Genomic DNA, 17625 nt, shown 5'->3' on the forward strand with positions numbered 1-17625 from the left:
GGAGAGCTTTTTCCGGTAAGAAAGGCAGGTTTCTAAAACGAAAGCGATGAATACGAACAAGACATCATACAATCAAAAAATATTGGCGACGCTGGATTTCCGGGCGGTGCTTGAGCGCTGCGCGAACCATGCCGCGACATCGCTCGGCAAAGGCCGGGTGGAAGAGCTTGAACCGAGCGGCGATTTTCATGAAGTGAAGCGCAGGCTGCAGGCGACCGACGAAGCGGTCAACGTAGACCGCCTGAAGGGCGGAGCGCCGTTTGGCGGTATCCGCGACATCCGCGCTGCAGTACATCGGGCGCGGATCGGCGGGATGCTAAACCCGATCGAGCTGTTGGATATTGCGATGACGAGTCAAGGCGGGCGCCGGCTGCGCAGGTTTCTGGAAGCGACGAACGAAGATTACAGCATTCCGATGCTGCTTGATCTGCTTGAGCCGATGACGGACCATAAGGATTTGGAAGAACGGATTCGCGGGTGCGTCGACGAGAACGCGCAGGTCATGGATACCGCGAGCCCGGAGCTGCTGAAAATCCGTCAAGAGCTGCGGTCGAGCGAATCGAAAGCCCGCGAGCGGCTGGAACAAATGGTGCGGACGCCGTCCATTCAAAAGATGCTGCAGGACAATTTGGTAACGATCCGGGGAGACCGGTACGTCATTCCCGTAAAACAGGAATACCGCGGTCATTTCGGCGGCATGATCCACGATCAATCGGCTTCGGGGGCAACGCTGTTTATCGAGCCGGAAGCGGTCGTGCAAATGAACAACCGCGTGCGTGAATTAAAGCTGAAAGAAGAGGTAGAGGTCGAAAAAATTCTCCGCATGCTGTCTGCCCTCGTAGCGGATAGCGCGGATACGCTGCTCGTCAACGTAGAGTCGCTGACGGAGCTTGACTTTATTTTCGCCAAGGCAGGCGTCGCGCGCGAGATGAAAGCGACGCTACCGCTGCTCAACGACCGCGGTTTCATCAAGCTTAAACGTGGACGGCATCCGCTCATTCCCGCGGAAAAGGTCGTTCCTCTCGACGTGGAGCTGGGCAACCGTTATTCGACGATCATTGTGACCGGACCGAATACGGGCGGCAAGACTGTCTCGCTCAAGACAATCGGTCTGCTGTCGCTCATGGCGATGGCAGGGCTGTTCGTTCCGGCTGAGGAAGGCAGCCAGCTTTGCGTGTTCGATGCGATCTTTGCGGATATCGGAGACGAGCAAAGCATCGAACAAAATCTCAGTACGTTCTCCAGCCATATGACCAATATCATCCGGATTCTCAAAGAAATGACGCCCAAGAGCCTTGTGCTGCTCGATGAGCTTGGGGCCGGAACCGACCCTGCGGAAGGCTCGGCGCTGGCGATATCGATCCTGGAGCATATGCACCGGATGGGCTGCCGCATCATAGCGACGACGCACTACAGCGAGCTGAAGGCGTATGCCTTCGACCGGCAGGGCGTCATCAACGCGAGCATGGAGTTCGACGTGCAAACGCTGCGTCCGACGTATCGGCTGCTTGTAGGCGTTCCCGGGCGAAGCAATGCGTTCGCGATTGCGGAGCGCCTCGGTCTGGCGAAAACCATCATCGACCATGCCCGCGGCCAGGTCGGCGAGGAGGATCAGCGCGTCGAATCGATGATCGCCACGCTCGAAGAGAACCGGCTGCAGGCCGAGGCCGAGCGCGAATCGGCGGAGCGCAACCGCCGCGAAGTCGAAACGCTGCGCGAGCAGCTTGCCGCCGAACGCCGGCGCTTCGAGGAGCAGAAGGATAAGCTGTTCGAGCGTGCGGAGCGCGAGGCGCAGGAGGCGGTGGCGAAAGCCCGCCGCGAAGCCGATGAGATCATCACCGAGCTCCGCAGAATCAAGCGCGAGGAAGCCGGCGGAGTGAAGGATCACAAGCTCAGCGAGCTGAAAAGGCGGATGAACGATGCTGCTCCCGAGCTCCGAAGCAAGTCCAAGTCCGGTACACAGCGCAAAAAAGCCGACCGGATCGAGCCGGGCGACGAAGTGCTGGTGACGAATCTCGGCCAGCGGGGACACGTGGTCGAAGTGGTGAGCGAGACGGAAGTGACCGTGCAGCTTGGCATTCTTAAGATGAAAGTGAACAAAGCGGACCTGGAGCTGCTGAAGCAAGCCTCTGCCCAGAAGAAGCCGCAGCAGCAGGCTACTTCCAGCCTGAAGCGGACGCGCGACGAGAACGCCAAGATGGAGCTGGATTTGCGCGGGGCCAATGTGGAAGAGGCGATCATCGAAGTGGACCGCTTCCTGGACGAATCGTACTTGGCCAATTTCGGCCAGGTGTTCATCATTCACGGCAAAGGCACCGGCGTGCTGCGGACCGGCATTCAAGAGTTTTTGCGCAAGCATAAGCACGTCAAGAGCTTCCGAATGGGAGCTTACAACGAAGGCGGCGCAGGGGTCACGGTAGCCGAGCTGAAATAGAAGAAGCCCGCTCTTCCTTCGGTCGCAGCGGGACCGCACTTATCCTTTGAAAAAATTTTATTCGACAATTGAAACTCCGGCCCGCATCTTCCGTATATACGAGTGTAAGCATCGATGTTTGTGAAGCTCTGCAGGCTGAAGCGATATTATTTTAAACAAACGTACAGGAGGAATTTTAACATGGGAATTTTCAAAAGACTGCGTGATATGACTATGGCTTCGATTAACGATCTTCTGGACAAAGCGGAAGACCCGGTAAAAATGCTCAATCAATTCCTTCGGGATATGGAAGAAGATATTTTGGAAGCCGAGTCGGCGGTTGCCAAGCAAATCGCGATCGAGAAGAAGTTCAAGCAGCAGTACGAGGAAGCGCAAGAAATGGTTCAAAAACGCGAGGAACAAGCGCTCAAAGCGCTGGAATCCGGCAACGAGGATTTGGCCCGCCGCGCGCTGCAGGACAAGAAAGAGCATCAACTGCGCTACGACGAAATGAAGCAGCAATACGATACGGCGAAAGCCAACGCCGACCGTCTGCGCAACCAATTGTCCGAGATGAAGGACGAGTTCAACAAAATGAAGAACAAAAAGGACATCCTGGTTGCCCGTGCGGAAGCGGCCAAAGCCCAAAAGCAAATCAACCAGGCGATGACCGGCTTCGGTACCGACAATGCGGCGAAAGGCTTCGACCGGATGAGCCAAAAGGTAATGCAGCTTGAAGCGGAAGCCGAAGCGAGCAACGAGCTGCGCTTCAAAGACAAGAGCCTCGACGACGAGTTCGAAGCGCTCAGCAAGAACGACGGCGTCGACGATGAACTGGCAGCGCTTCGTGCGAAGCTGGCGGCCAAGAAGCAAGCAGAGTAAGCGACATAACGAGACTGAAGGCCTGACGCCTTCAGTCTCTTCAGTGTTAAAAACTCATCTTGATTGAGGCGAAAGGCAGGGCGGATCGATTATGGCGGATAAAGAGGTAGATTTTTTGTTGAGCAACCCTTATGTTGAGACGCTGGCATTTTTTTCGATCGCCGTGCTGGCGCTGATTGTCTTTTTGGTGATTTTCGAGCTTGTCACCAAGTATAAGGATTGGGACGAGATCAAGAACGGCAACTTGTCGGTAGCGATGGCGACCGGGGGCAAAATATTCGGGATATGCAACCTGTTCCGTTTTGCGATCTTGAATAACGATTCGGTGCTGCATTCGTTGATTTGGGCAGGGTATGGCTTTTTGCTTCTGCTGGCGGCTTATTTTATTTTTGAGTTTTTGACGCCGTATTTCAAAATCGACGAACAAATCCAGAAGGACAACCGGGCCGTAGGCTTTCTATCCATGGTGATTTCGGTATCGTTGTCCTATGTTATCGGCGCTAGCGTGACCTGATGCCGGGGGCCGGCGAAGAGGGCCGGCCAGAATCGGATCGTTCTTCAAGACCGGAGGAGGAAGAGTCCTTGTGAAATATTTATGGGGCACCTTATTTGCGCTTGCGCTTGTTTTTTTGGGCGCGGGCGTTTACTATTTTATTAAATTTGCATAGCGTGAAGGCGTAAAGCAGACCTTCACCCGCCGCCGCTAAGGGGGATGACGCGTTTGTCGCAATCAGAGAATCAGGTTTGCCCGTGGTGCCATACGGAGATTGTATGGGATCCGGAAATCGGTCCGGAAGAGGAATGTCCGCACTGCTTCAACGAGCTGGGCGATTACCGGAGCATTAATCTAAAGGTGGAGAGTTCCGATTCGGGCATCCAGTATGACGATGAGGAAGAATTGGATGACGACCTGGAGCTGTCGGACGAGGAACTGCAGCTGGCAGACGATTACGGGGAAGGCGTTCAGCAGCTTCTGGACAGTCAAGAGGAGGCGCCAGAATGTTCTTCCTGCCACAGCTTTATGCTGCTGGCCGGCACTGAACCGGCTTCGAAGGCCTTTGTTCCGTTCGTGCATCCGGCGCTTGGCAAGCCGCTGCTGCAAGCGTCATTCAGCGTTCAGGTTTACTTGTGCCCGTCCTGCTTCAAAGTCGAGCGGCAGCTGGCGGAAACGGACCGGCTCGCGTTGGTCGAGCAGCTTCGGGAGCATGGAGCCAAAAATTAAGATCTGCTAAAAAAGGAATTCGGAGCAGGCATTTTGCCGGCTTTCGGGTTCCTTTTTTTGGCCTTCATTCATGATTTCCGCCGAACAGGGAAGCTTAACTAAGACATTACGGATACAAGGTGAGAGCATGCATTCCGGAGCTAAACATTTTCCGCACGATTGGGTGCGAGGCAAGGATCGTGCGGGGGAGCACAGATGGCGGGACGTTGAGCAGGCAGGCCCGGCCGGCGGAAAGCCGAAGAAGAAAAAAGGCGGCCCATTGTCGGGGCAATCGCGGCTTCTGCTGACGGTGAACGGCTTGTTTGCCGCGGCCAACGCCCTGTCCGGCACGTTCGTCAACGTGTATCTATGGAAAGCGAAGCATGATTTTACGGTCATCGGATGGTTTTCGCTCATTCATCATCTGACGATGGCGCTGACGTTCTGGATTGCGGGCAAATGGGTCAAAGAGCATAACAAAATGAACTGCTTGCGCACGGGGGTTGCGGTTGCGGCTGTCTTTTACATGCTGGTGCTTTGGTTCGGAGGGAGGGCGGCAGACTATTTCGTGCTGCTCGGAGCCATACAGGGCCTGTCATCGGGCTTGTTCTGGCTTGCGTTCAACGTCGTCTACTTCGAGGTGACGGGCCCTGACGACCGCGACAGGTTCAACGGATGGGCGGGCCTGCTCGGATCGGGCGCCGGGATGATCGCGCCTTGGATTTCCGGTTTTTTGATTGTCCGGCTGCATGCGGCGACGGGGTATCGGCTCATTTTTACCTTGTCGCTGATTGTGTTTCTGGTCGGGGTGATTTTTAGCTTTTTCCTGAAAAAGCGCAAAACGTCCGGGACCTACGAATGGTTTCTCGCCTGGCGGTGCTTAAGATACCAGGATACGGCTTGGCGCAAGGTCGGGCTCGCGCTGGCGGCCCAAGGCGTCCGGGAGGGTGTATTCGGCTTCATGATCGGACTGCTGGTGTATGTTCATACGGGGAGCGAGATGTCGCTGGGCAATTTCTCGCTCGTCACTTCCGCGGTAGCGCTGCTTAGTTTTTTGGTGGCGGGCAAGCTGCTGAAGCCCCGGTTTCGGGGGAAAGCGATGCTGCTCGGCGCGGTGATGCTGGTGCTTGTCATTTTGCCGTTTTTTTGGAAAGTCAATTTCTTTACGCTGCTGCTGTTCGGGGTGGGCGCGGCCGTCTTTTACCCGCTGTATGGCATTCCCATGACCTCTATCGTCTTCGACCTCATCGGGCGGGAGGAGGAGAGCGTGAAGAAGAGGGAGGAATATATCGTCATGCGGGAGCTGGCGCTGAATACGGGCAGATTGCTCGGCACCGCTGTGTTTATTGCCGTCGTTTCATTTACCCAGTCGCCCGCCGCCATGAACTGGTTACTGCTCGGCATCGGCAGCTCGCCGCTTGCCGTATGGTATTGGATGCGCAAAGCGGAGATGGCGTGAACTCCCGCTAGCTTGCTAAAACCATACCTTCCCGATAAAATAAGAGGGATAGGGAAGGGAGCGGCAGGCAGCATGAAGAGGACTACCGGAAAAATGGTGAACAGCATTGCGGAGCTGATCGGCGATACACCGGCCGTGCGCATCCGCAGGCTCGTTCAGGAAAACGATGCGGAGCTGTATGTGAAGCTGGAATATTTCAACCCGAGCGGAAGTGTCAAGGACCGCGCGGCATTCAACTTGATTGCGCAGGCGGAGAAGGACGGCCTGATCGGCGCGGGCGCGACGATTATCGAGCCGACCAGCGGCAATACCGGGATCGGTCTGGCGATGAACGCCGCGGCCAAGGGCTACAAGGCGATTCTGGTCATGCCGGACAACATGACGAAAGAGCGGATCAACCTGCTGAAAGCGTACGGAGCGGAGGTCGTCTTGACGCCCGCGGAGCAGCGGATGCCCGGCGCGATCCGCAAGGCGGTGGAGCTGCAGGCGCAAATTCCGAACAGCTTCATCCCGCAGCAGTTTGAGAATAAGGCAAATCCGGACATTCACCGGACGACGACGGCGCTGGAAATCATCGAGCAGATGGAAGGGCGGCTCGATGCGTTCGTCGCGACCGCCGGTACGGGCGGCACGATTACAGGCACGGGCGAAGTGCTTCGCGAGAAGCTTCCGGGAGTGCAAATTTACGTCGTCGAGCCCCAAGGCTCTCCGGTTCTTTCGGGCGGCGAGCCGGGACCGCATAAGCTTGTAGGCACCAGCCCCGGCTTCGTGCCGAAAATTTTGAACACCGGCGTTTATGACGAAATCGTGCAGGTATCGGACGAGGATGCGCTGCAAACGACGCGGGACTTGGCGCGTCTCGAAGGCATTCTGGTCGGCCCGTCCGCCGGAGCGTCGGTATGGACGGGACTTCAAATCGCCCGCAAGCTCGGCCGCGGCAAGCGCGTGCTGTGCATTGCGCCGGATACCGGGGAGCGGTATTTGAGCATGGGTATTTTTTGATCCGATAGTGAAGACAGGCTTGTCCAATAAGGGCAGGCCTTTTTTATTTTGTAAACTCCGTCGGAAATGTTGAATAAATATGCAATTAAATGTATAATAATCAATAGAGATCAATCTCGACACCGAAAAGCAGTATGGAAGAGAGGGAACCAAGGATGAAAATCGCGCTGCATAACGAGCTTCCGGGCGAAGCGCAGTTTCAGCAGTTGATCGACTCCGTGTCCGAACGGACCGGCGAACGCCGGCCGCTGGCTTACGAAGCTTTATGCGACGGAGGCCCTGTCATCGCGGCCTATGATCAAGGGGTACTGGTCGGCCTCGGGCGGCTGGTAAGCGACGACATCGGACAGCAAGCGTTCGAATGCAAAATCAGGACCGGGTATGAACGGCGGGAAATCGAAGCCTATATGCGCAAACTGCTGGCCGTTTCCCCGGTAGAGAGTCACTGCCATTGCTGATACGGGCTGCCATAAACCGTTATCGACCTCCGAATGGGTTTCGGAGGTTTTTTTGCTATGCATGGGAAGAGGGCTTCCGTTAGCCGCGGGAAAGCGAGCCCGCATAATTTTACTTTGCCAAAGCGTGGCTGACGGGTGTAATATGGAGTAATAAGCCATCGGTTCCGGCACTCGTTGCGAGGCTGCGACCCCGCAGGCTTCCCGGCTCACGGTGGATCCGCCGGGTGAGGCCGTTTGCTTCGTATAACTAGTAGGAGGGCGTTGTCATTGGAACAATTCAAAATGAAAATCATCGAGCTGCTGAAGGAAGACGCGAGACGTACGCCGGCTCTGATTGCGACTATGCTGGGGGCGTCCGAAGCTGAAGTGGCGGAAGCGATCCGCGAGCTGGAGGAAGCGAACGTTATCGTCAAATATGCGACGGTCGTCAACTGGGCCAAGGTGGACAATGAGAAGGTCACCGCCCTGATCGAGGTGCAGATTACGCCGGAGCGAGGACGGGGCTTCGACGCGATTGCCGAGCGCATTTACTTATATCCGGAAGTCAAATCGGTTTATTTGATGTCGGGGGCTTACGATCTGCTGGTGGAAATCGAAGGGAAGACGCTGAAGGAAGTGGCGTCGTTCGTTTCCAACAAGCTGTCTCCGATCGACCGGGTGCTTTCGACCAAAACGCATTTTATTCTTAAAAAATACAAGCAAGACGGAATCGTCTTTGAAGATCATGAGGATGACCGCCGTCTTTTAATCTCGCCGTAAAGGACGCTGAAAAGCAATGATTGAGTCAAAACAGGTACAGCAGGTCAAGTCAATGCACGGGTATTTGGCGCCGCTCGTGCAGGAAATTCCGCCTTCGGGGATTCGCAAGTTTTTTGACTTGGTAAGCGGGAGCAAAGATATTATTTCTCTTGGCGTCGGGGAGCCTGATTTTCACACGCCTTGGCATGTCCGGGAATCGTGCGTTTATTCGTTGGAGCGCGGCAATACGAAATATACGCCCAACGCCGGCCTGCTCGAGCTGCGCGAGGCGATTGCGGAGTACTTGTACGAATCGTTCCAACTGCTCTACGAGCCGTCGGACGAGGTCATGGTGACGGTTGGAGGCAGCGAGGCCATCGATCTTGCGCTGCGCGCTTTGATCGCTCCGGGAGACGAAATTCTGATTCCGGAACCGACTTACATTTCTTATAGTCCGATCGCGCGGATCAGCGGCGGCATTCCCGTCGGAATCGAAACGTTCGCCAAGGACCAGTTCAAGCTGAAGCCGGAAGCGCTGAAAGCGGTCATTACGCCCCGCTCGAAGGTGCTTATCCTGTGCTATCCGAGCAACCCGACCGGCGGGATCATGACGTACGAAGACTGGCTGCCGATTGCGAAAATTGTAGAAGAGAACGATCTGATCGTCATTTCCGACGAAATCTATGCGGAACTCACCTACGAGCAAAAGCATGTCAGCTTCGCATCGATGCCCGGCATGCGGGACCGCACGATTCTCGTGAGCGGCTTCTCCAAGGCGTTCGCCATGACCGGATGGCGGATGGGATATGCTTGCGGGCATCAGGACCTCATATCGGCGATGCTGAAAATCCATCAGTACACCGTGATGTGCGCTCCGTCCATGGCACAGGTGGCTGCGCTCGAAGCGCTCACGAACGGGATGGAGGAGAAGGACAAGATGGTCGAGTCCTACAACCAGCGGAGACGTTTGGTCGTCCATGGCTTCCGGGAGATCGGCCTGCAGTGCCATGAGCCTCAGGGCGCGTTCTACGCTTTCCCTTCGATCCAGTCCACGGGACTTAGTTCGGAGGAATTCGCCCAGCGGCTGCTGTTTGAGGCCAAGGTTGCAGCGGTGCCCGGGCACGTGTTCGGTCTCGGCGGAGAGGGCTTTATCCGCTGCTCGTATGCGACATCGGTCAATCAATTGACAGAAGCAATCGACAGGATTGGAAATTTCATAAAAAAGTTGTAATTTCGTCAAAATAAATCATTTTCAAATCCCCCAAAAACTGGTATCTTATAGGTATAAAAGGTTTAAATCTATGACTTACCTATAAAAACTTGTCAGCTTAAGTCTGATGACGACGACCCGGTGGGAGGGATGGGGATGGCTTTTCCGGAATATCAGCTCCGGCAATATTTGAACGTCGGCTGGATTCGCGACAGCGAGCACAAGGCCAAGTGGACTTTTGGAAAAAGAAAACAGGCCTCATCCGCCGTTTCGCTGGAAGATGACATTTACAAGCTCCGGCGTCAGCTGGAACAGCTTGTACAGAACGGGAACAGCCTTACGTCTCCCCAAGTTGTCGAAATCAGCATGCAGCTCGATATCAAGATCAATGAATATATGAATCGTCCTAAAGGGGACCGTCGTTGAACGGTCCTTTTTTGCTTTGTCGGAAAAGCTTTGAAAGCGCAGCCCCGGCATGGTAAGATACAAGGATAGAGAGCCGCGGGGACTGGAATCCGGCGGCACGGTTAGAGGGGGAGACAAAGGGACGATGAGAAGGAGATGGCTTCTCGGTTTGCTGCTGATCTTCGTGCTCGCGGGCTGCGGAGGACCGAAGGCGGACGTGACGGTGTTTTTGATGGGGAAAAGCGGCGTTCCGACGGAAATCGGGGAAAAGCTTCAAGCGTCGCTGCAGAGCAAAATCGGACAGACGCCCACCGTGCAAATCGTGACGTCGCCGTTGTTTTCGCTCGAGAAAATGATGGTCGAAATTGCCGCCGGAGGGCACGGGGTGTTGATTATTCCTGCCGAGCAGTTCAAGGGCATGGCACAGCAGGGCGGATACGTGTCGCTTGACGACGTGGCGAAGCCGGAGGATTTTGCGGAGGGCGTCATAGAAATTCCCGTAGGCGGCAAGAAGGAGAAGCATCTGTACGGCATCCCAATGGAGAAGTCCCTTTGGTTTAAGGAGCTTCAATTGAACGGCAAGGATTTGTTCGCGTTCATTCCGGAGAATGCTCCGGACCCGGAAAAAGCAAAGCAAGTGTTAAAAATCATTGCGCAAAAGTAATCGTTCGGTGATGCTGGATGGGGAAAGAAGCCCATGGAAAGCCGTCGGCGAGCGGATAATCGAATAGCAGTTCGGGTGCTTGCGGGCGGATGGAAGCTTGCAAGTTAAAAGGGAAGCCGGTGCGAATCCGGCGCGGTCCCGCCACTGTGAACGGGCGAATGCTCTCCGGTACGCCACTGCTTGATACAAAGCGGGAAGGCGGGGAGCTCCGGAAGGAAGCCCGTAAGCCAGGAAACCTGCCCGAACGGCAAGCGAAGCGTCCTTCGAGGAAAAGGAGCGGAATCGGGCAGCCGGCCAGCGGTGTGCCGTCTTTGGACAGGCGGATCGCGGGCGGCGGTCCGTCTGTGCTCTTTGCCCCGGGGATGCTCCCGGGGTGAAGGGCCTTTTTCGTTTTAGGCAGAAACAAAATATACCATATATCCAGAGGAGACAAGGAAGATGAAAGCTAAACTTACAACGAAGGTTCTACGCAAACGATGGTTAGCTGCGATCTTGAGCTTGGCGTTGGCCGCATCGCTGGCCGGCTGCGGAAGCGCGGCGAAGACGCCGGGGCAGGGAGAGCTTGCCAATCCGCCGAAGGCCGACGGTACGAAGCAGGAAGGAGCCGCAGCGTCCGCCAAGCGAACGTCGTATCCTTTGAAGGTGAAGGATGCTACGGGCAAGGAGTTCGTTTTTGAGAAGGCGCCGGAGCGGATCGCATCGACCTCGCCGAGCGAAACGGAAGCGCTCTTCGCTCTGGGGCTCGGAGATAAAATGGTCGGCGTATCGGACTTCTGCGATTATCCGGCGGAGGCGAAGTCGAAGCCGAAGATGGGCAGCATCGTCAAGCCGAATGAAGAAGCGCTGATCGGGGCCAATGCGGATCTGGTTATGACCGGGGTGTCGATGAAGCCGCAGGTGGTCGACAAGCTGCGCGAGCTTAAAATCAACTTGTTCAAGGTCGAGCCGAAAACGTTGGACGACGTGATGAACAATCTGCTGATGATGGGGCAAATCTTCGACCGTCAGGAGCAAGCGCAAAAGCTCGTTGATTCGATGAAAGCCGACCGTCAGAAGGTCGTGGATGCCGTGAAGGATCTGAAGCCGGAGCAGAAGAAAAAGGTGTTCATTGAGTTTTCCCCGGGCTGGACGGTCGGCAAAGGCGAATTTATCGACGAATTGATCACGCTGTCCGGCGGGATCAATGTAGCCGGCAGTGAAAAGGGCTATGTTCAAATCAGCGAAGAGAAAGTCATCGCGGATAATCCGCAGGTGATCATTTACCCCAATGGCATTATTGACGACAAGTCGAAAAAGCCGATGGACCAGTTGATCCGCGAACGCAGCGGCTGGGACAAAATCGAAGCGGTCCGGTCCGGCAAGCTGGCCGGTGTCGATAAAGATTTGATCAGCCGTCCGGGGCCGCGTATTACGGCCGGGCTCGTGGAGATCGCCAAAGGGATTTATCCGGATCTGGTGAAATAAAATGAAGCGTAAGCTGTGGATATGGGGCGGAGGCGCTATTGTCCTGCTTCTGCTGTCCGCGACGGCTGCCCTGTCCGTCGGTTCGGTTCGCGTGCCGTTCGGGCACGTGTGGGGGATCCTCCTGCACCAGCTTCCATGGCCCGGCGAGTACATCCCCGAGACTTGGAGCATGGCGTCGGAGCAAATTATATGGAAGGTGCGGCTGCCCAGGGTAGCGCTCGGACTGCTGGTGGGGGCAGCGCTTGGGCTGGCGGGCGCGGCATTTCAGGGTGTGCTGCGCAATCCGCTTGCCGACCCGTATACGCTCGGCGTCTCGTCGGGGGCATCCGTAGGGGCTTCCTTCCTGATTTTGTTCGGGCTGCAGTTTTCGCTGCTCGGGGAATGGAGCGTCCCGGTTGTCGCGTTTGCGACAGGGACGCTCACGCTGAGCGCGGTGCTGCTGCTCGCCCGGACGGAAGGCAAGCTGCGGATGGAAACGGTCATTTTGTCCGGCGTCGTGATGCAGGCGTTTCTCGGCTCGTTCGTTTCGCTGATGGTCTCGATGTCCAAGCAGGTCATTAATGAAATCGTATTTTGGATGATGGGCAGCCTGGCGCTGCGCGGATGGTCTTATTCGCTTATACTGCTTCCTTATCTGGCCGTCGGAGCGGCGATCTTGCTCGGTTTCGGTCGGGCCATGAATCTGTTTGCTCTTGGCGAGCGGCAGGCAGCCCATCTGGGCGTTCATGTGGAACGGACGAAGCTTATCGTATTGATCGCTTCCACTTTGATTACGGCGGCTGCGGTATCCGTGTCAGGCGTCATCGCTTTTGTCGGCCTGCTGGTGCCGCATCTGCTGCGCTTGCTGGTCGGCCCGGACTATCGTCTGCTGCTGCCGTTGTCGCTTATCGGAGGCGCGATCTATGTCGTTTTGGCGGATATGATTGCGCGAACGCTGCTCAGCCCGACGGAAATACCGCTCGGGGTCGTCACGGCTTTTATGGGGGCACCCTTCTTCGCTTATTTGCTGCGGCGGAGAAAGCGGGCGATTCGGGAAGGATGAAGCCGGAGCCGCTGCGTCTGAAGTCCGAGTCAATCAAACGGCGCGCGGAGGGGACTGGTTTCGGCGGAAGCGGGCGTCGTTCAAGATAGTTGAAGACAACGGCGACCGGAGGAAGTCCGTTGATACGGCGCTCCTCATTTATAGGATTTCCGGAAAGGGGAAGCGAAACGGGTGATACGGGTGGAAGTGGAGCAGGCGGCCAAAGCGTTCGGCGGCAGGCCGGTGCTTCGACAGATCGGCTTCTCGGTGGAGCCGGGCGAATGGTTCGGCATTCTGGGTCCGAACGGCAGCGGAAAATCGACGCTGCTGCATATGATATCCGGTGCCGAGCGCGCTGACGCCGGAACGGTAAAGCTGGACGGTCGTCCGGTGGAAGCCGTCTCCCGCAAAGAGCTGGCCCGGCAGCTCGCCGTGCTGCATCAGGATGCGCTGCCGCCGCTCGGGTTCACGGTGCGCGAGATCGTCGAGATGGGCCGTTACCCGTACCAGAACTGGTTGGGAGACGAGCCTGGGGATACGGCCACTTTAATCGAGAGAATTCTCGATTGGCTGAAGCTCAGACCTTTGGAGGAGCGTACGGTCGACGGATTGAGCGGCGGCGAGCGGCAGCGGGTGGCGCTGGGTAAAGCGATGGCGCAGGAGCCGAAGCTGCTGCTGCTGGACGAACCAACGACCTTTCTGGATATCGGGTACCAGGTGGACCTGATGGACAAGGTCCGTCAATGGCAGCGGGAGTGCGGGATGACTGTCATTTCGGTGCTGCACGATTTGAACTTGGCCGCGCAGTATTGCGATCGGCTTATGCTGCTTTATAACGGGGAGGCAGCCGGAATCGGTACGCCTGAGGACGTACTGCGCGCCAATCTTTTGGAGAACGTATACGGCACGCGTCCGTACGTGCTTCGGCACCCGGACAGCGGCGTGCCGCAAATTTTGCTCGGAAAAGGGGAATGACCGTGACGGATCAAAGCCGGTTACAACAAGTGCTATCGGACATTCGGCCGCTTGATGCGGGGATCATGGAAGAGGCGGCCCGCAGACTGGACCAATTGACCAAGCCGCCCGGCAGCCTGGGAAGGCTGGAGGAAATCGCGAAGCAGCTCGCAGGTATTCGCGGCGAGGTGATGCCGGAGCTGACGCGAAAAGCCGTCGTCGTGATGGCGGGAGATCATGGCGTATGCGAGGAAGGGGTTAGCGCCTTTCCGGCGGAGGTGACGCCGCAGATGGTGCTCAACTTCCTGAACGGCGGAGCGGCCGTCAATGTGCTCTCAAGGCAGACCGGGGCGGATGTCGTCTGCGTGGACATCGGCGTCAACGCCGAGCTGTCGCATCCGCTGCTGCGTTCGCGCAAGATTCGCATGGGAACGGCCAACATGGCGAAAGGACCCGCGATGACGCGGGCCGAGGCGGAAGCCGCGGTCATGGTCGGCGTGGAAATAGCCCAGGAGCTGGCGGGCGAAGGCTATCGGCTGCTCGCTACCGGCGAGATGGGCATCGGGAATACGACGGCCAGCTCGGCGCTGCTGGCTGTGCTCGGAGCGACCGATCCCGCGGCTGCGGCCGGACGCGGAACCGGAATCGACGACGAGCGGCTGCGGCACAAGCAGGCGGTCATTCGTCGGGCGATTGAAATGAACCGGCCGGACGCTTCCGATCCGATGGATGCGCTCGCCAAGGTAGGCGGCCTCGAGATCGCCGGATTGGTCGGCCTTATTCTCGGTGCGGCACAGTGCCGCATCCCCGTCGTCATCGACGGCTTCATCTCGTCGGCCGCGGCCTTGGTTGCGGCAAGGCTGGCGCCGCTCAGCGTGTCGTATATGATCGCGTCGCATCTCTCGCAGGAGCAGGGCCATGAGCGCTTGCTTATGGAGATCGGCTTGACGCCGATGCTTCGCATGGATATGCGGCTGGGTGAAGGCACCGGCGCGGTGCTGGCATTCCCGATGATCGAAGCGGCGGTCCGCATTATGAAGGAGATGGCGACCTTCGCGGATGCCGGAGTTACGGGCGCATCGGAACGGGAAGGCGTATGAATGCCGGTCAATGGGAAGGGAGCGCGCCGATGAAAGTGCTTGTAACCGGAGGGGCGCGCAGCGGCAAAAGCGGGTTCGCCGAGCGGTACGCGGCGGTGCTGGGCCATGAGGGCTTATACGTCGCAACCGCGCAAGCGTATGACGACGAAATGCGGCGGCGCATCGACCTGCACCGCCAATCGCGCAGCGAGCGCGGCTTTCGCTGGACGACGGCCGAGGAGCCCTTTGCCTTGGCGGAGCTGCTTGAACGTTCGTCGGCACCGGTCGTGCTCGTCGATTGCCTCACGCTCTGGTTGTCCAACTGGCTGCTGCGGCTGGAACAGGAGCCGGATGCGGAAGCGCAGCTCGAAGCGAAGATCGACAGCCTGGCTGCCGTCTTCGCGGCGGTGAAGCAGCCGACCGTTCTCGTGACGAACGAAGTCGGAGCCGGGCTTGTGCCGGAATACAAGCTCGGCCGCATTTTCCGCGATTTGTCCGGACGCATGAACCAGCGTCTTGCCCGCGAGGCCGATCAGGTATTCCTTGTCGCCTCCGGCATTCCTCTTGAACTCAAGAGCATGGCTTTTAAACTGTAGCAGTTATATTTAAGTTTTAAGGTTTTAGGTTTTTAGGTTTTGGTTTTGGGTTTTGGGGCCGAGCGGGTGCGCTTTCTTGGGAGCGACTTTTGACGAAGTCAACGGAGCGAACCAAGAATCATGCCCGGCTCCATGCCCGCCGCCGGCAGCGCATGAAAAATAAGCGCTCTACAAGGCGGCGCGTCAAGCTTTTTAGTCTTTTATAGGGAGGAGGTGTATCTCTTTGAGAGCGACTTTTGACGAAGTCAAGCGGAGCGAACAAAGAGATACACCCACCAAAGTATGAGTGAAACGCTAACAATGGTGCTGGCCGCCATCGTCATCGATTGGGTGCTCGGCGACCCGTCATGGCGCTGGCTGACGCATCCCGTGATCTGGATCGGGCGGTGGATTTCCGCCGTGGAAAAGCGGCTGTGGCCGGACGGGGCGCAGTCGGCAGGCGTTCACGGCAAATGGGCTGTACGCTGGCGCGGCATTGCGCTTACCGCATCGACGGTAGGCCTAGCGTTCGGCGCGATGTATTTGATCGTCTGGGCTGCGTCGCAGGTGCATCCGTGGCTCGGCTATGCGGTGAACACATGGTTCATTTCGACCACGATCGCCATCAAAGGACTGAAGGATGCGGCTATGGCGGTCTACCGCCCACTGGTCGAAGGGCGTCTGGATGAAGCGCGTAAATATGTCGGCTATATCGTCGGACGGGATACGACGCGGCTGGATGAGCCGGAGATTACGCGGGCGACCGTAGAGACGGTCGCTGAAAATATCGTAGACGGCGTCGTGTCGCCGATCTTGTTTGCGTTGCTCGGCGGAGCTCCGCTGGCGATGCTGTACCGCGCGGCGAATACGCTGGATTCGATGGTCGGCTACAAAAATGACAAGTACCTGCACTTCGGCTGGGCCTCGGCCCGGTTCGACGATGTGCTCAACTGGATTCCGGCGCGGCTGACCGGAGGGCTGCTCGTCTTGGTTGCGCTTGCAAGTCCAGGACTGGATGCCGTTCGTGCGGCAAAAGCTGTCCTGAAGTTTGCCAGGCTGCATCCGAGTCCGAACAGTGGGATTCCGGAGTCGGCGGTGGCTGGTGCGCTCGGCATCGAGCTTGGGGGCGTGAACGTCTATCACGGCCGGACAAGCGAGCGGGCGCGGATGGGCTGGCCGCTGCGGGAGCACACGCGAGAAGATATTAAGCGGACCGTGCGCATGCTGTACGGCGTCAGTTACGTCATTGCGGGGGGATTGCTGTGCGCGCTTTTATTCGTTTGATGCGGCTTTGGGGCGAAGCCTGCGCGGCTGCGTTTCAATTTTTAACCCGATTGCCCGTACCGGTGAAGCTGGACTATAACGACGCTTTGTTTCGGCGGAGCGTCGTTTTTTATCCGCTTGTCGGCCTGGTGCTGGGGCTGATCGCAGCGTCAGCCGGTCTGCTGCTGGCCCGTGTGCTGCCTCCGCTGCCGGCAGCCGCTCTGCTGCTCGGGATCTGGGTGCTGCTCACCGGGGCGCTGCACCTCGACGGGCTGATGGATACCGCTGATGGCATCTTGAGCCACCGTTCGCGGGAGAGAATGCTGGAAATCATGAAGGACAGCCGGGTTGGTGCGATGGGCGTCATCGCCGCCGTGCTGGTGCTGCTGCTGAAATTGTCGCTGCTGACGGAGCTGCTGCTTGCTGCGGCAACCGGCAGTCAGGGGAATCTGTGGCTCCTCTTGGCGCTGGTTCCGCTGTGGAGCCGTTGGTACATGGTCGTGGCGATAGCCTGCTGGCCGTATGCGCGGCAGGCGGGGAGCGGAATGGGCGGCTTTTTTCGCGGTGTCGGAGCCGGGCATGCCGCAGGCTCGGGGCTGGTGGGGCTGCTGCTGTCGTTAGTCGTTGTTGCGGCGGGAGAAGCATTTGGAGGGCTTACGCTTCCGTTTTGGCATATGGTAGGTATAGTAGGTATTTTGCTCGCCGTGACGATGGGAACGGGTGTTCTGATGAGCGTTTCGATTCACCGGAAATTGGGCGGGCTGACGGGCGATACGTACGGCGCGATGAACGAATTGCTGGAAGCGGCTCTGCTGCTCGTGCTTGTGTTGATTTAAG

Annotated in this window: 18 protein-coding genes and 1 riboswitch; all 18 genes read left to right on the forward strand. The window is 57.5% G+C overall.

Annotated features, from left to right (window positions below):
- Nucleotides 1-46 precede the first annotated feature (46 nt).
- The 18 genes from NI000_RS28380 to cobS all read left to right on the forward strand — a co-directional run bounded on the left by NI000_RS28380 (nucleotide 47) and on the right by cobS (nucleotide 17624).
- A complete protein-coding gene (locus NI000_RS28380) occupies nucleotides 47-2434 on the forward strand; it encodes an endonuclease MutS2 (RefSeq protein ID WP_253414722.1) in 2388 nt (795 codons plus the stop codon).
- A 180-nt stretch (nucleotides 2435-2614) separates the two neighbouring features.
- Nucleotides 2615-3295 (forward strand): PspA/IM30 family protein, encoded by a 681-nt coding sequence (locus NI000_RS28385; protein WP_253414723.1) that lies wholly within the window; start codon nucleotides 2615-2617, stop codon nucleotides 3293-3295.
- Nucleotides 3296-3386: 91 nt separating this feature from the next.
- Nucleotides 3387-3809 (forward strand): DUF350 domain-containing protein, encoded by a 423-nt coding sequence (locus tag NI000_RS28390; RefSeq protein WP_054976197.1) that lies wholly within the window; start codon nucleotides 3387-3389, stop codon nucleotides 3807-3809.
- Nucleotides 3810-4007: 198 nt separating this feature from the next.
- Nucleotides 4008-4517, forward strand: a complete 510-nt coding sequence (locus NI000_RS28395; protein ID WP_253414724.1) for a hypothetical protein — start codon at nucleotides 4008-4010, stop codon at nucleotides 4515-4517.
- Nucleotides 4518-4644: 127 nt separating this feature from the next.
- Complete coding sequence (locus NI000_RS28400; protein ID WP_253414725.1) at nucleotides 4645-5955, forward strand: MFS transporter; 1311 nt, start codon at nucleotides 4645-4647, stop codon at nucleotides 5953-5955.
- A 72-nt stretch (nucleotides 5956-6027) separates the two neighbouring features.
- Complete coding sequence (gene cysK, locus NI000_RS28405) at nucleotides 6028-6957, forward strand: cysteine synthase A (protein ID WP_253414726.1); 930 nt, start codon at nucleotides 6028-6030, stop codon at nucleotides 6955-6957.
- A gap of 155 nt (nucleotides 6958-7112) precedes the next feature.
- On the forward strand, nucleotides 7113-7415 hold the full coding sequence (locus tag NI000_RS28410) for a hypothetical protein (protein ID WP_253414727.1): 303 nt from the start codon (nucleotides 7113-7115) through the stop codon (nucleotides 7413-7415).
- A gap of 282 nt (nucleotides 7416-7697) precedes the next feature.
- Nucleotides 7698-8174, forward strand: a complete 477-nt coding sequence (locus NI000_RS28415) for an Lrp/AsnC family transcriptional regulator (protein WP_173426612.1) — start codon at nucleotides 7698-7700, stop codon at nucleotides 8172-8174.
- Nucleotides 8175-8190: 16 nt separating this feature from the next.
- Nucleotides 8191-9384 (forward strand): aminotransferase class I/II-fold pyridoxal phosphate-dependent enzyme, encoded by a 1194-nt coding sequence (locus tag NI000_RS28420; RefSeq protein WP_301292732.1) that lies wholly within the window; start codon nucleotides 8191-8193, stop codon nucleotides 9382-9384.
- A gap of 135 nt (nucleotides 9385-9519) precedes the next feature.
- The gene (locus NI000_RS28425) at nucleotides 9520-9789 is read left to right on the forward strand and encodes an aspartyl-phosphate phosphatase Spo0E family protein (RefSeq protein ID WP_054976192.1); all 270 of its coding nucleotides are present in this window, start codon (nucleotides 9520-9522) and stop codon (nucleotides 9787-9789) included.
- A gap of 49 nt (nucleotides 9790-9838) precedes the next feature.
- On the forward strand, nucleotides 9839-10432 hold the full coding sequence (locus tag NI000_RS28430; protein ID WP_253414728.1) for a hypothetical protein: 594 nt from the start codon (nucleotides 9839-9841) through the stop codon (nucleotides 10430-10432).
- A gap of 56 nt (nucleotides 10433-10488) precedes the next feature.
- A riboswitch (cobalamin riboswitch) is annotated at nucleotides 10489-10690 on the forward strand.
- A 180-nt stretch (nucleotides 10691-10870) separates the two neighbouring features.
- Nucleotides 10871-11896 (forward strand): ABC transporter substrate-binding protein, encoded by a 1026-nt coding sequence (locus NI000_RS28435; protein ID WP_253414729.1) that lies wholly within the window; start codon nucleotides 10871-10873, stop codon nucleotides 11894-11896.
- Nucleotide 11897: 1 nt separating this feature from the next.
- Nucleotides 11898-12938: a FecCD family ABC transporter permease gene (locus NI000_RS28440; protein WP_253414730.1), complete on the forward strand. Its 1041-nt coding sequence runs from the start codon at nucleotides 11898-11900 to the stop codon at nucleotides 12936-12938.
- A 171-nt stretch (nucleotides 12939-13109) separates the two neighbouring features.
- Nucleotides 13110-13892 carry an ABC transporter ATP-binding protein gene (locus tag NI000_RS28445; protein ID WP_253414731.1) on the forward strand — a complete coding sequence of 261 codons (783 nt, stop codon included), beginning with the start codon at nucleotides 13110-13112 and terminating at the stop codon, nucleotides 13890-13892.
- Nucleotides 13889-14971: a nicotinate-nucleotide--dimethylbenzimidazole phosphoribosyltransferase gene (gene cobT / locus NI000_RS28450; RefSeq protein ID WP_253414732.1), complete on the forward strand. Its 1083-nt coding sequence runs from the start codon at nucleotides 13889-13891 to the stop codon at nucleotides 14969-14971. Before NI000_RS28445 ends, cobT begins: the two co-directional genes overlap by 4 nt.
- Before the next feature lie 29 nt (nucleotides 14972-15000).
- Nucleotides 15001-15546, forward strand: a complete 546-nt coding sequence (cobU, locus tag NI000_RS28455) for a bifunctional adenosylcobinamide kinase/adenosylcobinamide-phosphate guanylyltransferase (RefSeq protein ID WP_253414733.1) — start codon at nucleotides 15001-15003, stop codon at nucleotides 15544-15546.
- Nucleotides 15547-15828: 282 nt separating this feature from the next.
- Entirely contained in the window at nucleotides 15829-16809 is a 981-nt protein-coding gene (gene cbiB / locus NI000_RS28460; RefSeq protein ID WP_253414734.1) for an adenosylcobinamide-phosphate synthase CbiB, read from the forward strand.
- Complete coding sequence (gene cobS / locus NI000_RS28465) at nucleotides 16788-17624, forward strand: adenosylcobinamide-GDP ribazoletransferase (RefSeq protein ID WP_253414735.1); 837 nt, start codon at nucleotides 16788-16790, stop codon at nucleotides 17622-17624. The genes cbiB and cobS overlap by 22 nt, the downstream gene beginning before the upstream one ends.
- The last annotated feature ends 1 nt before the right edge of the window (nucleotide 17625 follow it).

This window comes from Paenibacillus tyrphae (assembly GCF_024158745.1).
In the GTDB taxonomy this organism is placed as follows: Bacteria; Bacillota; Bacilli; order Paenibacillales; family NBRC-103111; genus Paenibacillus_G; species Paenibacillus_G tyrfis_A.

Bases quoted from the DNA above. Each gene is read 5' to 3' on its own strand.
- NI000_RS28380 (WP_253414722.1), top strand. From the start codon at position 47: ATGAATACGAACAAGACATCATACAATCAAAAAATATTGGCGACGCTG.
- NI000_RS28385 (WP_253414723.1), top strand. From the start codon at position 2,615: ATGGGAATTTTCAAAAGACTGCGTGATATGACTATGGCTTCGATTAAC.
- NI000_RS28390 (WP_054976197.1), top strand. From the start codon at position 3,387: ATGGCGGATAAAGAGGTAGATTTTTTGTTGAGCAACCCTTATGTTGAG.
- NI000_RS28395 (WP_253414724.1), top strand. From the start codon at position 4,008: ATGACGCGTTTGTCGCAATCAGAGAATCAGGTTTGCCCGTGGTGCCAT.
- NI000_RS28400 (WP_253414725.1), top strand. From the start codon at position 4,645: ATGCATTCCGGAGCTAAACATTTTCCGCACGATTGGGTGCGAGGCAAG.
- cysK (WP_253414726.1), top strand. From the start codon at position 6,028: ATGAAGAGGACTACCGGAAAAATGGTGAACAGCATTGCGGAGCTGATC.
- NI000_RS28410 (WP_253414727.1), top strand. From the start codon at position 7,113: ATGAAAATCGCGCTGCATAACGAGCTTCCGGGCGAAGCGCAGTTTCAG.
- NI000_RS28415 (WP_173426612.1), top strand. From the start codon at position 7,698: ATGAAAATCATCGAGCTGCTGAAGGAAGACGCGAGACGTACGCCGGCT.
- NI000_RS28420 (WP_301292732.1), top strand. From the start codon at position 8,191: ATGATTGAGTCAAAACAGGTACAGCAGGTCAAGTCAATGCACGGGTAT.
- NI000_RS28425 (WP_054976192.1), top strand. From the start codon at position 9,520: ATGGCTTTTCCGGAATATCAGCTCCGGCAATATTTGAACGTCGGCTGG.
- NI000_RS28430 (WP_253414728.1), top strand. From the start codon at position 9,839: ATGGTAAGATACAAGGATAGAGAGCCGCGGGGACTGGAATCCGGCGGC.
- NI000_RS28435 (WP_253414729.1), top strand. From the start codon at position 10,871: ATGAAAGCTAAACTTACAACGAAGGTTCTACGCAAACGATGGTTAGCT.
- NI000_RS28440 (WP_253414730.1), top strand. From the start codon at position 11,898: ATGAAGCGTAAGCTGTGGATATGGGGCGGAGGCGCTATTGTCCTGCTT.
- cobT (WP_253414732.1), top strand. From the start codon at position 13,889: ATGACCGTGACGGATCAAAGCCGGTTACAACAAGTGCTATCGGACATT.
- cobU (WP_253414733.1), top strand. From the start codon at position 15,001: ATGAAAGTGCTTGTAACCGGAGGGGCGCGCAGCGGCAAAAGCGGGTTC.
- cbiB (WP_253414734.1), top strand. From the start codon at position 15,829: ATGAGTGAAACGCTAACAATGGTGCTGGCCGCCATCGTCATCGATTGG.